This window comes from Ruegeria sp. AA3, from assembly GCF_056542905.1.
In genome coordinates this window covers 31,986-46,643 of record NZ_JBQGAQ010000021.1, presented here as the reverse complement: position 1 = coordinate 46,643, position 14,658 = coordinate 31,986, and the positions used below count along the sequence as shown (strand labels likewise).

Here is a 14,658-nt window from a genome sequence, read left to right as displayed (position 1 = left end):
TGGCGCGACAGCTGGTATCGAGTTCCTGGGCGACGAAGGCGCATTGTGAGCAGTCTGCTGCGTAGCCGATAACGGCTGCGCAGCACTGGCTTGATCTGCTGAGGTTCGACTTGGTTTGTAGAACCACCATCATCGTATTCGCGGTCCTGTACCTGTTGGCGTTGGTTGCATTCTTGACGGGCACATTTGGCTGGTTGGGACAGGAACGAGACCCCTTGTCCGGAGTGTTCCTACTGCCGTTGGGACTACCTTGGATACTTGTAGCGGAATTAATTTCGGAGTCCGCCAGGCCGTGGTTTGCAGCGATTGCGCCGATGCTCAACATTTTGGCGCTGGTTTTCATTTGCAGATGGGTTCGCAGTTTACACCAGAAATGAAGGCGGAGCTCTGTCTCACCAAAAGGGAGGAACACATGGGAAAAGTGATCTTGGGAATTGTGATCGGGCTCGTCCTCGGCGTGGTTGGGGCGATGACCTTGGGTGGTGGGGCCGCGATGGGTGTCGGCGTTGCGACAGGCTTGTCCGCCGGTGTCTGCTCCACATTGAAAGGAGCACAGGCCGAGAACCTGATCACCGCTGACCAAGCGGACCAGATCCTCAACCGCGTTAATTCCGAGATGGCGTCACTGCAAGGAATTGAAACGACAGATGAGATCGTCGGCAGTGCACAGGCATGCGATGAATTTCTGTCAAAGTTACAAGAAGCGAAGTGACGTTCCGCTTTGTACGGAACAAGACTGTAAGTACAAGCCAACGGAGAACCATCTGATGAAACCCTTTTTAATCAAACTCTTCACACCCATGTTCGCAATCGCGGGCACTGCTGCTTTTGCAATGTCAGAAGCCGACGATGCGTGTATTGACCATTTGCGGCAGGTGGGAGGACCAGACGGTCAATCAGGTACGATTGAAAGTTCACAGTTCTCGGAAGCCGGTACGCTGGTCATGCTGCGAGATGCAGGTGGAACACTTTGGCGCTGCATCGCGTACAAGGATGGAAGCATCGGCGAGATGTCGGTTGTCGAAGCGATGGATGATGGCGGTGGAGCAGCGGCAGGCGCCACCGGTTCTACCGGTAGCCAACGTGTCAAATTCGATGCTGGCTCCACCGGCGCTGAACTCGTTGATGAACTCGCGCCCGGAGCGTCGCAGCAATATATTCTCGGTGCCAATAACGAACAGTTCCTTTACGTCCGCATTGCTCCGCGAAATGGCTCTTTGGACTACGTTATTCGTAACCCCGATGGTTCTGAACTGTTAGGATTGATGTCGGCGGACAAGGAGTATCGAGGACAGCTTTGGCAAACTGGTGACCATGTCGTTGAAGTTATTAACCGGGGAAATGCGCAAGTTGACTACAACGTCATATTTGGAATCGAGTAAGACCACGCGTGAGTTGCACTGGATTTTTGGATTGCTGGAGACCAGAAACGGAGAGAAGAAATGAGAACCAATCTATCGCTGCTTGGAGGCGCAGTTTGTGCCCTTGCTTTGGCGGCATGTGACGATAACGGGGGATCAGTGGATACTGGGTCGCCAACCGTCGGCAGTTCAAGCGACCTTTCGTCTTTTGAAGGTGCGCGCGCCGGTCAGGCTGAAATGGGCATCCAAAAACTCGGATTTGAATTCATCCGAAGCGAAGGTCTCACCTCGTACTGGTTCAACCGGAATACAGGCGCTTGCGCGCGCATTACTACATCTGAGGGTCGGTATTCAGATGTCACCATGCTTCCTTCCTCCGACTGCTGAATTTTGTCCGGATTAGTTTATAAAAGTGAAGGAGGCTGAGAAATGCACTTCGATCTTGCACACGCTGTGGTGACTGTTGCAGCTTTGATAGTCACAAACCTGGCATTGAAATCTGCCGGGGTGATCAACGAAGAAAACAAACACCAATGGAACTGGAAAGTTGTTCTGGCCTACTTCGTAGTCGTCTTTCTCATCAATCTGGTGTGGCCAATTTGAAACTTCAGGACGGGAAGCCAACCGCCCGCCTTACATGGTTACCGTGAACGAGCCTCTCCGCGGGACTCCCGGCAAGAAAAGCGTGAGCATCGCTGGCTGAAAACAGAAAGGAATACGCATGCGGTTTTTGACGTCCCTCATATTCATTGGTGTTCTTGCAACCGCGGCGAATTCTGATGTGACCAGTCGAAACGGTGGCCCAAGCAACAGTCAAATGCTTTCAAAGGGTGGCGACGGAGGAGTTGATGGTGTCGCTTTTTTTCGCGTAGTCTTAAGCGGAGTATTGTATCGCTCTGGTTTCAAAGGCGGCGACAAGGACCGAACGGGCCTGAGTGAAGGACAACGCGAAACTTTGTGCAGTGAAGGGTTTTCCACCGGGTTTTACGCCGACTTTGGCAAAAACACTGAGTACGGTCGCACCAGTTGTGGAAACGAATCCTTTGACTATCAAAGTGCCAGATCCTCCCGACCCGGTGCTGTCATGGCTTCCATACACGAGGTGATTGAAAACCCTGGAAAAGGCCCTGTCCTGGTGCACTGCATGTGGGGCGTTCATTCCTCGGGTGCATTGTCGGCAATGGCGCTCGTTCAGTTTTGCGGTTGGACGGAGGAAAGGGCCAAGGAATATTGGAATGATGCCCGAAACGGGGCGCCTTGTTCAGGCGGGTGCGACCAGTGGATTGACACAAAATTCTCCAACTTCAGTGTCGACCCAAAGTTGAAAATCTCCACCGAACAACAGGCAGCGATTTGCCCTAAATGATACCGGGAGGACTATCCAAATGAAGTTCAATCTTCTGGGGTCACTTGCTCTCATTGCACCCACTGTCTTGTGGGCGAACGACGATGTTCTCGGTGAAGCCACGACATTTGATAGTCCCAACGGCGTTACTGAACGCTGTATTCGGATCGAAAAAGTCCCAACGGGCGTGTACAAGAACAGCGATCTTGAGGAAGAAACTGCCTATTGCGAAATCGATTTCTATGCCTCCGAAATTGCTATTTGCCCAAAAATCTGGAGCACCAGCCCAGGAATGGCCGTCTACGATATCTCGGAAGGACCTTACGTGGGGAACCGTTCTGAATTCGAGAGAAACGCTTGCAAGGAGGGGAAGGCAGCAAAAGATCTGGCCAAGGACAGGGTGGCCAAATTCAAATCCACTATGAACCAAAAGGGCACCAGTGGAACCTTTTCCACCTCGTCGCTGCTTTACTATCATTTCTCCAGATATTTCGACACGACTGTAAAAGTTCCAGTCGCCGTTTGGCGAAGCATGGACGCCCAGGCGCATTTTTCCGAGGTTGCAGAGCCTGGCCTTGCGATTTCTGGTGGCTCTCATGGCGGGCGCATGAACCATGAAGGCTGGCGGGTCTTTGCAGCTGCGGACGCCGATCCGAACTCATACCAACCGACCGATGATCTATTCACCGCAGATCGAGCGCAGATTTACGGTGTACTGCTTGATAGTCCTGGGCATCGATACGGTTCGGAAATCAACGGCACTCGCAAGTCTGGTTGGGGGAAAGGCCAAAACCGTGACTTTCAGGAAACCCCCGCTTTCTTGGCTTTGCGTTCTTCGAAACCCTTGTCAGAGGCCATTGCAGAGGGCGTCAGAGAAGGCAGAAAAGACCGGATGATCAACAAGGATCTCGGCCCCGATGTCAGCGACCAACAGATGGCATTTTGGATGCAAGAACTTACCGAGATTGTTCTCCTCGATTTCATCTTTAGCCAGCAGGACCGCGTAGGAAACATAGACTTTACACCCTATTGGTATTGGGTCGAAGACGGAAAGCTGAAGCATAAGAAAGCCAAGCACCATGAGCCAAACGATGGAGACGTTCCCGCCGACGCGTTATTGATCCGTCGCAGCAATCTAAACGACAACGATGCTGGTGGGCGTGTCGAGTATGCCAACTTCGCGAAATCTACCCAAATGCTGGAGAAAATTCGCCACTTCTCTCCAAGCACGTATCGGCGCTTGGTTGCTTTGAATAGTGATCTTCAATCTCAAGGTCTCGTCTACGGCTGGTTGTCGCGGAGCCTTGGGTTGTCAGATAGGCAGATTGCCCAAGTTGTGAAAAACACCGAGCTGGCAACGTCTATTCTCTGGGACAATTGTTCTAATGGTGATTTGATGTTCGACTTGGATCCTGTCGCATTCTTTTTGAGAAACGACACCGAGGTAGAGGCTGTGGACTGTAATGCCCCGTAAGCTTTCCACCCTTTTTGCGGCGTTCATTTGGACCGCTCTGCTCGCCAGCAAAGCGGCGGCATTGGATGTCATCGTCATATCGGATCTGAATGGAAGCTATGGTTCGGTAAGATACGATGCCCGCGTCGACAAAGCGATTGAGCGCATAATCGAGATTGATCCCGATTTGGTTATTTCGACCGGAGATATGGTTGCGGGACAGCGCATTCCCAACTTGTCCGACAAACAGGTCAGGGAAATGTGGAAGGCGTTTCACGAGGCCGTATCAGATCCTTTAGAGGCTGCCGGCATTCCATTTGCGGTCACGCCTGGAAACCACGATGCCTCCGCCTATCGTGGGTTCGAGCGTGAAAGAAAAATATACGCAGAGGAATGGACGCCGAGAAAACCAGGCGTCGATTTCCTGGTTTCTGATGACTACCCGTTCTTCTACGCATTTGAGATGCAGGGCATTACGTTTGCGTCTCTGAATGCAACGACCCTAGGTCCCCTATCCGGCGACCAGCAGGACCGGCTACGGGAATTGGGTGCAGACGGAGACCCTATTGTCACTTTCAGCCACCTCCCACTTTGGCCGTTCGCGATCCAGCGCGAACGAGAAATCATCGGTGACCCTACACTTGAGAAGATCTACCTGGAAAGCGGTGTCGTTCTGCATCTGTCAGGCCACCATCATGCCTTCTATCCAGGTTGGAAAGACGGTGTTGCTTACGTCTCCCAAGCTTGTCTGGGAGGTGGCCCCCGACGGCTTATCGGCTCAAAAGCCAGATCACCTCACAGCTTCACTCATGTTACGTTCCAGCCAAACGGCGAATTTGGGATAGCAGTGTATCGAGGACCTGATTTCGAAAGGTCGGTAAACTTCAAGTCGCTCCCTAAAGAGATCAGATCCCCGAATGCGGTGTTGAAACGATTAGACCTTGTCAAATGACTAGAGATTGAGTTTCAGTTCAACTTTTTCTGGGACCAGATCGTTTACCATCTCTTCGATCCGGGCTTCTGAAAGTCCTCCCGAAGTAATGAAAAGCAATGAAACGCGAGATTTGCCGGGAACGTGGTGTTTTCTAACGAGCTTCCAGCCAGCGTCTGCGGCCATGGCTTCAATGGCGCCGCTGACGTTCAATGAGTGCTCTTCGTCTGATGCCTTGAGGGAGACTTCGACACCCTTGTTGCGTCCACCAAGCCAAATGAAACACCAACACACAATCGCCACCAGAGTGGCCATCAGCGGCAAGCCCAAACCGACCGCAAGACCAAGAACAGTCACGATTATCATTTCGACAGTGTCCACCGGATCATCGAGATTGGAGCGGAACCTCAGCAACGCGCCGATGCCAAAGATAACGAAACCGATCATTGAACCGTGCTGAACTACCAGAAAACCAACCGCCATGCCGATAAGCGCATATAGAAAGAAAAGCCTTGGCATAAATATGTCGCGGACGCTTCTACGGGCTTTACGTCTCACCGGATGATAGACGATCAAACCAGCCAGAATGATCGTGACGATCACATCGAGAGTGAAGAAATACAGTTCCTGTTTGCCACGAAACTGCGTCCACCGGCGTTCGATAACGATTTCCGACCCCGAAGGCCCGGCCAGCATCGTCGCAGGGTCGACTTGTGACACCGCAGCACCTGGCAACAGCAGCATCAACAACACGGTCACAAATGTGAGGGTCGTATTCAACTTTTCTTCCTTCCTGCTCACGCCAAAGGCTTACGCTTCACCAAAGGCACATCGTGCCCTATTCAATTCAATCGCAACAGGCGGGATCAGGTAAAGAGATTACAGTGCATTCTTCGGACATCGTGTCCGGACTGTGATACGAACGCTGATACAGGGATGTGGTCCAAGCGCGAGAGAATCCAATGACAGAAAACAGATTGTTTTCGTCAAAAGCTGAAATTTCACGGTGTTTCTGCAATCTTAGAAGACTCGCTGTTGCGGCCAGCTTGGTTTCGGCAGCCTTCTTGCCTTGGACCGATTTTGCCTGCGCCGAAAGTGCTGGTTTGGTTCTGGTCGATAAATTCAAGGTGGCAGACAAATCAGAGGGATTTTCAGAGCCTTCCGGTTTAGCAATGTCTAACGCTGAAGGCTTCTTGTGGTCTGTAAGTGATGCCGAACCTAAACTGCACCTACTCGGTGTCGACGGGGTATTAGGAAACTCTTTCAAGTTGCCAGCATTGGCAGGATCAGATTTGGAGGGTGTTGCACCTCGAAAAGATGGATCTGTCTTGGTGCTTCAAGAAACTGACCGATCAATCCTAGTCGTTCACCCAACTGACCCCATTCAACTGACTACAATACCTCTCGCATCTCTCAAAGGTTACCCGACCGCCGCTGCTTTACTCATCGACAACCCTTTGAACAAGGGCCCCGAAGGCATCGCCGTTGACCCGGAATCTGGGCGGGTCTTCGTTGGCATTGAGGGACAACCAAGGTTGTTAATGGTGTTATCACCAGAGCTAGACGAAATTATTGAGATCATTCCTTTAGCCCGCAATGCAGGTTTTATCTCCGAGCGTGTAGATGATGATGAACTGGATTTGAGTGGCCTGGCATGGTCCCGGTCCTCGCGTTCTATTTGGATTGTGAGTGACAAAAGCCGTCAGATCTTCGTCTACAATCCAAAATCCAAATCAGTAAAGTCTATCAGTTTGACGTTCACAGAAGATGGAAAACAAAAAGAAGTTAAACATCCCGAAGGGATCGCTCTCGATGAGACCAGAGGGCTTCTCTATATCTTGACGGACGATGCCAAGAAATCGCGGCTTTATGTTTTTGAGCAACCCGAGTTGTGAGGACTGTCCTACTAGTTCTCTACTCTAACTGGTTGAGAAGCAGGTTTTGTAATTGAGCGCCGCCGTATGTGCGGCGTACTAAGTAATTCTGCGCTCTGTTCGATATGTTTCTAAAAAACATCACCCATCAATGTATTCGAATAGCGTCAGGTTCACATATGCGAACCACGTAATAACATCGGGTTTCAATATGCTCAGTCACCTTAAGGTTGTCAAAAATGCCCGTAACCAACTCGGTTGTAATTACGATCATTTGCACTCTTGTGGCCACTGCATCAGTTCCCAAAAGTAGCAGTGCCCAAACCTGGGACGTCGCATCCCGGCATTCTGTCAGCGGCGCAACGGTATATGATACGGATGAGCTGTTAACGTTTGCCGGTCAGTTGGCCTTTAATCGGTCAGGGCGCATCACAGCGGTGGAGGTCGCATCAACGATCACTCAGATCTACCGAGAAGACGGTTACTTCTTGGCTGAGGCCTGGCCTGGTCCCGATGGGCAGAGCATAATTGTCGATGAAGGGCGTATTCAAACCATCGAAATCGAAGGTGTAGATACGCGCACGTTCCAAACTTTGGAAAAGATCTTTCGCCCCCTCACCACCGCATATCCAATAACTCTCAAACGATTTGAGCGGGCCGTTATGTTGGCCGAGGACATACCCGACTTGGACGTGTCGACCGAACTTGATTACCCGGATCAAGCTGGTGCGCGGCTGAGGGTATTGGGAGAGCCACTGCGAAAACAAGCCGGTAGTGCGACACTCGACAACCCTCCGCGTGAGCTTGGAGAAGCGCTCAGCTTCTATGCCGTACAAGAGTTTTATTCAACGCTGACCGTCGGGGATTTGCTGCGATTTGAGGGATCAGGCAATTACAATTGGGACAAAGACGATGAACACTCTTTATGGGGCGCTCTTACCTATCGCACGCCGCTGAACAGCAATGGTCTGTACGGTGAGATCTTCTACGGGAACATAAACGCAAAACGTGACCTCTCGGGGGACTTTGCAAGAACAGATATTGACGGCGAGAACTTCACAGTCGCGATGGGTTACCCCGTGATCCGCGATGTGGCCCGCTATGGGTATCTTCTGCTGGATTACCGCATTTCCGAAGCGGACTCAGTCAGCGGCGGCGTTCCATTGTCTAGTGACGCGAGTGTCGTTGGCCTTACATATCTTTACGGGCAAAACTACCCAAAAGGACAAGCTCTGGAAGCGGGGCTAACCTTATCTTTTGGTGACAATGACAACGACACCACAGACGCAAGTTTTGACGACGGGGACTCTTCGTTCTGGCATCTACGAGGCGGCGTCGGATACGAAAGCCCGCTAACGGGTTTGTCTCCCAACACAGCTTGGCGCACCGAGATCTGGGGGCAGTACACAACAGACCGGCTGCCCTCAGTCGAGGAGTACTTCCTCGGTGATCGTTATGCTTTGCGCGGATATCGTTTTGACGAAGTGGATGGTGATTCCGGGATTTCCGCGATTTTCGAAGTGTCTCATTCCTACTTCCCCAGTTCCCAGAGCATACATCGCTTAACACCCTTTGCCTTTTTCGACGTGGGTTACATCTCGAACAATGACCCTGCGAGTTTCGAAGTTGATAATGCTACACTGGCCTCAACAGGTCTGGGTTTGGACATCGAGTTTAAGCGAAACCTATTCCTGTCCGGATATGTAGGTGTCCCTTTGAGAGACGGCCCTTTGACCGACTCTGGCGATCCTGGCGCGTATCTTGCTCTGACAACAAGTTGGTGAGGATGTTATGAAACGGAACCGCATTGCTTTGCTCGCAGCAGCTTGTTTGTTTGCAGAACTGGCCGCTACGCAGGTCGTCGCGCAGGGAAATCACTACGGGTGGTGCCGAGGCGTAGGGAACCCACACCAGTCGAGCCAAGGGTGCGGGCAGGCTGGTGGGCAAGGGGCAGGTAATCAAGTTACTGGCCCAACTCAGCCGGTGGCAAATCAGTTGCCGCCTAAGGGAACGCCGCAAACGCCCACGTCCGTTGCTGTTCCAGTCCTTGCGCCGGGCGCGGTTCCGAACGCAATTCCCGGTCAGGTTCCTATTGCGACACCGATAGCGGTTCCTGGTCAGGTTCCCACGCCGGTAGTAGCGCCGACCCTAACTCCGCCTCTGGCACCAAACGCGACACCAAACCGGGTTCCGACAGCCGTTCCAAATCAGGTTCCGCCATTGGCTACTGGTCCTACCGCGGTGCCGCCGCAAGTTCCGACTGCAACTCCCAATCAAGTTCCGATAGCTATCCCTGGCCAGGTTCCGCCTCAACCTACCGGCCCAACAGCAGTGCCGCCACTTGTGCCCACCGCAACACCAAATCAGATTCCGGTCGCAGTGCCCGGCCGTGTTCCGCAACCCAGCGGCACTACAGCGACACCACCGCTTGTCCCAACCGCAACCCCCAATCAGGTTCCCACGGCGGTTCCTGGTCAGGTTCCACAGTTGACACCGAAACCTACGGCAACTCACGTGGCAGTCCCAGGACATCCGAATCCACAAGGCGTCGTGACAATCATGCGCCCTAAGCCGAGGCCGACAACCGGTACTGTCCAGCAACCTGGCACAACACAAGTGACCCACCATTTAACCCACCAAAGCAATGCGAAGAAACACGATCACGTCGCAGCAACACCTGGACGACATGACCCGCACGACCTACCGAGATTCCGCAACGCGGCGGCCAAGGAAGACTGGGAATGCGTTGCCAGCGGATTTGGACAGCGCCGGTATGATGCTGGGCGAGGCGTATTGCTCAACAACGGAGCGTTGCGGCACCTCGGAAACGTGGACGCTATGGCACGAGATGTCCCTGCACGGCATCCAAAACACTCTGGATGCATTATCTCGGTTAAACGAAAGCAGCAGTAGCGCCAGTCTGGTAAAGGCACATCTAGAAACCTTAGAGGAATTCTTCCGAGTGGGAAGCTGGTTTCTAACCAAGGTTAAGTTGAAGAATAGACATCAACCGAAGGTGTCATCTCTCAAAAGGTTAATGAGGCATACAATATGCCTTTCTGATTGCTGTTTGGGCATCCGGCTCGGATCATCGGTTGCCTCAAAAAACCGATTGGGAATTCGCAAAAGAGCGAAACCTCTACGAGAAGGATTCCTCCATGAGTGCTAGATTGGTACTTTTGCTTGCTGCCGTCGGCCTCGTGCCAATTGCGTTATCATACGGTCTGATGCCCGGCAGTTCGATCCCAGTTTTGCTGGGATTTCCTGTGGAAGGGACGAACCAAACCCACGTGTTCCGAGCGATTATGGGTCTTTATCTGGCAAACGCTTTGTTTTGGTTAGCGGCTGTGGCGAAACCAGATTTACAACAACCGGCGCTTTGGGTTCTTTTTTTGTTTATGTCGGGACTGGCAGTTGGACGCATGCTAAGCATTCTTATCGATGGAGTTCCAAACGGGGTACTTCTATTTTTTCTTGCGGCCGAGATAGCTTTTGCAGCTCTGGCGGCGGTTTCCTTGAGAAAAGTACAATGAAACAGGAAGTGTTAAAGTGCTGAGGTTTTTCTTTGTTCTCTCGATGATTACAACCGCGTCGGTTTTGACCTCCGGTCTTGCACAATCGTCGTCTGTTCAGACTGCGGTGGACAAAAACTTTTTAGAGCTTGAGACTGCCGTTGTCGAAGCGGGAGCTACTCCAATCGCATCGATAGATCACGCGCGTTTGGCCAAAGCTGAAGGCGTAGAAATGCCAGCATCACGTGTACTCATTTTCTCTGATCCAGAGATAAACACGCCCATTCTGGAAGAGAACATACGAGCAGGTCTGGACCTTCCTTTTCGCGTTCTCTCATTCGATCAGGATGATCGCCCGCAGATCGCCTATACAGACTCTCAGTTTCTCAAAGTGCGGCATGGTCTGAATGACACCCAAGCGTTAAATACATTTGAGAGCAAGCTGCTCGAAGTTCTGAACGGCTTGGATGCAGCACCAGCGCCAACCAGCGAGTTGTTTGCCGACTATGGGGTCATCGAACTGCGATCTCAGCGCAGCGTACCAGAGGCAGTCGAACGTCTCAGGACAGCCGTAATGGGGCAGGACGATACTGTCTGGTTTGGGGAAATCGATTTTGCGACGGAAGCTTCCCAACAGGGGGTGGCGCTGCCGGATACGGTTCTCTTGCTGTTCGGCGGACCAGCACCCGGTGGCGTGGCAATGGCGGGCTTTCCGGCAATTGGTTTGGATGCCTTTTGCCAAAAACTACTGGTTTATGCGAATGAAGAGGGCGGCTCCGTAGTCATTTTCAATGACATCGCTGCCTTGGCGGAGTTGCACTACGGTTCCTCTGCGGAGCCTCATCACGGTTTGAACAAACTACTTACCTCAACATTTCGCACTGCAATTGAGTAGCCGCTGGTTGGAAGTCACAATTTTTCTGAATTGCTATATTCCGTATTTGGCTGCCCATTCTGAGCTGGGTACACTGCTCAAACTGAATTCAAAAAATGCTCTATTTCCACTAGTCCAGGTACTCAGGTTTCTTATCTATGTGAGCGCTGTGCTTGGCGTCCAAGTAGAACAAACGGCCGTCGACAAGTTTGACTTCTAGGTCTGGTGTATAAAGCTTAGGCCTGTACCGACGCCCTTCATAAGCCGCTAGCGCCGCTTCTTTGTTTGCAAATGCTCTTCCGGTTCCCATGTCGATTGTGCAAGGCTGTGGCTTAAGCGAGACCACACGAGGGTCGACCTGCATGCAACGAACCAGTGCTGCTTCCATTTGGCTTTCGAGCTGAATGACGCCTGGGAACTTGACGCCAGACATTTTGCCAGCGCGTTTTTTCATTCCGCGCTTGTGAACGCGTCGGGCCGTCGGGGGTGCGTGTCGATGTATCCTCATACGGGCTCTATACATGCATCCATTCGCATTGGCAATGGGCTTGATGCGAATAAAACAATTGCGACCGATGATGACTGAAGACGAATTTCAAGATTTGGCCAAAACTGAAAACTGGATTGCCCTCGGAGCGTGGCTGAATCGCGTTGTCCAAGACAGCCAAGCCTGCGGGTACGCGTTTCCGGACGATGCACTCCAAAGCGTTGCCGCTATTAGAGGCACAAAGCCTGCAAGCCTTCGCAATCCGATGTCCGCGGCGAAATGGTTAGAACAGAACCGACCCGATCTTTTTGAATCAAAGCCCGACTGGCTGGCCATGATGCAAGTTATTTTGCTTTCAAGGATAGATCGGTATGACCCTAGGAAATCCAAAGAGATAGCTGATGCCGTTCTTTCAGGGGAGTTATCTCAGGCGGAAACTAAGTCTATTCTTGATGAAGTTCGATTGGCGGAGAAGCCTGCGGTCGTGATTGCTAGAGGTGGTTTTGGCGGCCAGCGAAGAGCCCGAGACTTCGAAGTAAACGCAAAAATGCTTTTCAAACAGAACACTAGTGACATCTTCAATGTGGAAAATTTGACTGTTCGAGAAGGCAAAACGTTCGAGCCTCTTGCCACAGACCTAATCGTATACAAAGGCTCGGAGCCTTTTGCAGCGATTGAGATCAAAGGCCCGAGGAATAGAATTGATCCTGGCTACTTGATTGACCAACTGGCAAGAGCAGCACTTCTTTTGAGAAAGGTTCCTCAAGTACTATACGTTGTTCCTGAGCAATCTGAGTACAAACTGGGTGAACTTGTAGCGATACGAGACAAACTCGAAATCGAAGGAATTAAATTTGGGACATTGCCGGAGAAAAGTCGGCTCGCACCAAAAGATCTAAAAGTTCTGGGATGATGCATTCTCTAATGTTGGGTGTTATGCCGTGCGCGAAGGTCTGCAATGCGCAGAAAGCGGACTTTGCAAATTCTAGCTTTCGGGCAAACCAAATGACAGGCTGGAAACGATCAACAGGCGTTTTCTACCCAAGGCTGCCGTTTTACAGGCCGGAGTTCTCTGGTAGCATCGGCTATCTGCCAAAAAACCTAAAGCTGCGAACCAATTGGTAAAATACTTAGAAATCCAGCAACTATGTGATCCCAGGCCGATCCCGTCGGCTCGGATTGGTATTCAATTACATTGCCATCATCGCCTTTTGTCGTCCATTTAAGCTGACCAGCTTTCTCGAGCGTCACGTTATATGTGTATGCGGGTAGCGCGTCGTCCAAGGCACCCATGGTCTGTGTAGCCAATGCTGGCGAGTCAATCAGAATTCCCATCTCGGTGTTGATGTTGACAGAACGTGGGTCCCAGTTGAATGACCCTACGAACAAGTATCGGTCATCAACTGCAAACGCCTTGGAATGTAGACCTGACCTGGATTGAGCCCAGTTAATACCCCGGCGTTGGACCTGATAGGCGTCGGGTCGCAGCTCATAGAGTTCTACCCCACCGCGCAGAAGTGCTCGGCGTTTCTTGGCGTAGTGCGCGTAGACGGGTGCGACGTCATTAGATGCAAGTGAATTGGTTACAACCTTTACGTCGACGCCGCGGCTTTCCAATTCGGTCAACCATTTCACACCGTTGTTGCGCGGCACGAAATAGGCAGAGACGATGTTCACCTCACTGCTGGCATTCTCAAAGTACGGAAGCAATTGAGATGCCAGAACGGGACTTGAGTTCTCGAGACCGGCGGCTTTTGACGGCGGATCAGCATAAAGCTTCGCAGGCAGCCAATCCAGTGACAGGGCACCATCTGCGAAGTTCTCTTGTGCTGACTTTCTGAGAGCCGCGCCATACTGCGTTTGCTTCGCTTCATCGACCAGTTCGTTCAACCTGACTCGCGCATCACCAAGGTCAAATTCCTGAGGTTCTCCAACAACCACCCGAGCTGGTACGGCGAATTCGCTGTTCCAGTAAGAGTCAAAGCTTCGCGACACCTCGCGAACAACCGGGCCTGCGGCCAGAACATCCAGATCAGCATAGTTCATTTCTTCCCGTGCGAGAAAGTACTCGGCGCCGATGTTTCTCCCACCCACAATCGTGAACACGTTGTCTGCTGTCATTGACTTGTTGTGCATTCTGCGATTGATGCGTTTGAAGTCCGTCAGCCCCGCGATCAACAGGCTTTGATCTCGCCAAAAAGGATTGAACAACCTGATCTCAATATTTTTGTGATTGTCCAACGCGGCCGTCATCGCGTCATAACTGGACGTATCCATGTCATCCAGTAGCAATCGGATGCGAACACCCCGATCTGCCGCCTGCAAAAGACTGGCCGCAAAAAGGTGGCCCGTTGGGTCGTTGTGCAGCAGGTAGTATTGCGCGTCTATCGTTTGCTCAGCCGCAGCCGCTAACAGCAAACGTGAAACAAGCGCTTCTTCGCCGTCACTGATCAGCTTGACCCCCGACCGACCGTCTTTGGGATCGCCAAGCCGGTTGGCTGCCTGACTAAGAGCTGTGCGCGAGTTTGCCGGAAGCGAGGCCGATAACGTCTTTTCATAGGTGCGAGTTTTTGGAGCGCAAGCAACAAGAGTCAGCGCGCACCAAACACAAACCACAAACTTCCATCGCGTCATCAGCTTCCTCCATCCCCGTATCCTAGGTGACTACGCCGAGACGGGTGATTGCAAGTTTGTTCTGTAAAACATGAGGTTGTTTCGCTTGTCGTTGTTGATTTGGTGAAACCCTCAACTGCCCCATGCAGGTATGTGATTTTGACGCAACCTCAATTCAAACGTACTCTACCAGCAACCAAGCGCAAAC

Annotated in this window: 15 protein-coding genes; 12 read left to right on the top strand and 3 right to left on the bottom strand. The window is 51.8% G+C overall.

Translation table 11 applies throughout. The features are described 5' to 3' along the window. Nucleotides 1-412: 412 nt before the first annotated feature. From ACR0JR_RS21870 to ACR0JR_RS21845, 6 genes are all read left to right on the top strand, one after another. On the top strand, nucleotides 413-712 hold the full coding sequence (locus tag ACR0JR_RS21870) for a hypothetical protein (RefSeq protein ID WP_480458142.1): 300 nt from the start codon (nucleotides 413-415) through the stop codon (nucleotides 710-712). Between the two features lie 55 nt (nucleotides 713-767). After that, entirely contained in the window at nucleotides 768-1,382 is a 615-nt protein-coding gene (locus tag ACR0JR_RS21865; RefSeq protein ID WP_480458141.1) for a hypothetical protein, read from the top strand. Nucleotides 1,383-1,442: 60 nt separating this feature from the next. Then, nucleotides 1,443-1,748, top strand: coding sequence for a hypothetical protein (locus ACR0JR_RS21860; protein WP_480458140.1), 306 nt, complete (start codon nucleotides 1,443-1,445; stop codon nucleotides 1,746-1,748). Between the two features lie 42 nt (nucleotides 1,749-1,790). Beyond that, complete coding sequence (locus ACR0JR_RS21855) at nucleotides 1,791-1,964, top strand: hypothetical protein (protein ID WP_480458139.1); 174 nt, start codon at nucleotides 1,791-1,793, stop codon at nucleotides 1,962-1,964. A gap of 782 nt (nucleotides 1,965-2,746) precedes the next feature. Next, nucleotides 2,747-4,180, top strand: coding sequence for a hypothetical protein (locus ACR0JR_RS21850; RefSeq protein WP_480458138.1), 1,434 nt, complete (start codon nucleotides 2,747-2,749; stop codon nucleotides 4,178-4,180). After that, nucleotides 4,170-5,111: a metallophosphoesterase family protein gene (locus ACR0JR_RS21845; RefSeq protein WP_480458137.1), complete on the top strand. Its 942-nt coding sequence runs from the start codon at nucleotides 4,170-4,172 to the stop codon at nucleotides 5,109-5,111. The genes ACR0JR_RS21850 and ACR0JR_RS21845 overlap by 11 nt, the downstream gene beginning before the upstream one ends. Here ACR0JR_RS21845 and ACR0JR_RS21840 read toward each other — a convergent pair whose 3' ends face one another. Continuing rightward, nucleotides 5,112-5,870: a DUF4956 domain-containing protein gene (locus ACR0JR_RS21840; RefSeq protein WP_480458136.1), complete on the bottom strand. Its 759-nt coding sequence runs from the start codon at nucleotides 5,868-5,870 to the stop codon at nucleotides 5,112-5,114. Nucleotides 5,871-6,052: 182 nt separating this feature from the next. Between ACR0JR_RS21840 and ACR0JR_RS21835 the strand changes: the two genes are divergently transcribed. The 5 genes from ACR0JR_RS21835 (at nucleotide 6,053) to ACR0JR_RS21815 (ending at nucleotide 11,371) form a co-directional block, all read left to right on the top strand. Beyond that, the gene (locus tag ACR0JR_RS21835) at nucleotides 6,053-6,985 is read left to right on the top strand and encodes an SdiA-regulated domain-containing protein (protein ID WP_480458135.1); all 933 of its coding nucleotides are present in this window, start codon (nucleotides 6,053-6,055) and stop codon (nucleotides 6,983-6,985) included. 218 nt (nucleotides 6,986-7,203) lie between these two features. Continuing rightward, a complete protein-coding gene (locus ACR0JR_RS21830; RefSeq protein ID WP_480458134.1) occupies nucleotides 7,204-8,748 on the top strand; it encodes a ShlB/FhaC/HecB family hemolysin secretion/activation protein in 1,545 nt (514 codons plus the stop codon). A gap of 832 nt (nucleotides 8,749-9,580) precedes the next feature. Next, entirely contained in the window at nucleotides 9,581-9,877 is a 297-nt protein-coding gene (locus ACR0JR_RS21825; RefSeq protein ID WP_480458133.1) for a hypothetical protein, read from the top strand. Between the two features lie 245 nt (nucleotides 9,878-10,122). Further along, nucleotides 10,123-10,497: a DUF4345 domain-containing protein gene (locus tag ACR0JR_RS21820; protein ID WP_010443491.1), complete on the top strand. Its 375-nt coding sequence runs from the start codon at nucleotides 10,123-10,125 to the stop codon at nucleotides 10,495-10,497. 106 nt (nucleotides 10,498-10,603) lie between these two features. Next, nucleotides 10,604-11,371, top strand: a complete 768-nt coding sequence (locus ACR0JR_RS21815; protein WP_480458132.1) for a DUF302 domain-containing protein — start codon at nucleotides 10,604-10,606, stop codon at nucleotides 11,369-11,371. A gap of 109 nt (nucleotides 11,372-11,480) precedes the next feature. Here the strand turns inward: ACR0JR_RS21815 and ACR0JR_RS21810 are convergent, their stop codons facing one another. Further along, on the bottom strand, nucleotides 11,481-11,804 hold the full coding sequence (locus ACR0JR_RS21810) for a hypothetical protein (protein ID WP_480458131.1): 324 nt from the start codon (nucleotides 11,802-11,804) through the stop codon (nucleotides 11,481-11,483). 124 nt (nucleotides 11,805-11,928) lie between these two features. Between ACR0JR_RS21810 and ACR0JR_RS21805 the strand changes: the two genes are divergently transcribed. Beyond that, complete coding sequence (locus ACR0JR_RS21805; protein WP_480458130.1) at nucleotides 11,929-12,750, top strand: hypothetical protein; 822 nt, start codon at nucleotides 11,929-11,931, stop codon at nucleotides 12,748-12,750. Between the two features lie 188 nt (nucleotides 12,751-12,938). On the opposite strand, the gene ACR0JR_RS21800 is transcribed toward ACR0JR_RS21805, so the two are convergent. Beyond that, a complete protein-coding gene (locus tag ACR0JR_RS21800) occupies nucleotides 12,939-14,471 on the bottom strand; it encodes a phospholipase D family protein (protein WP_480458129.1) in 1,533 nt (510 codons plus the stop codon). Between the last annotated feature and the right edge of the window lie 187 nt (nucleotides 14,472-14,658).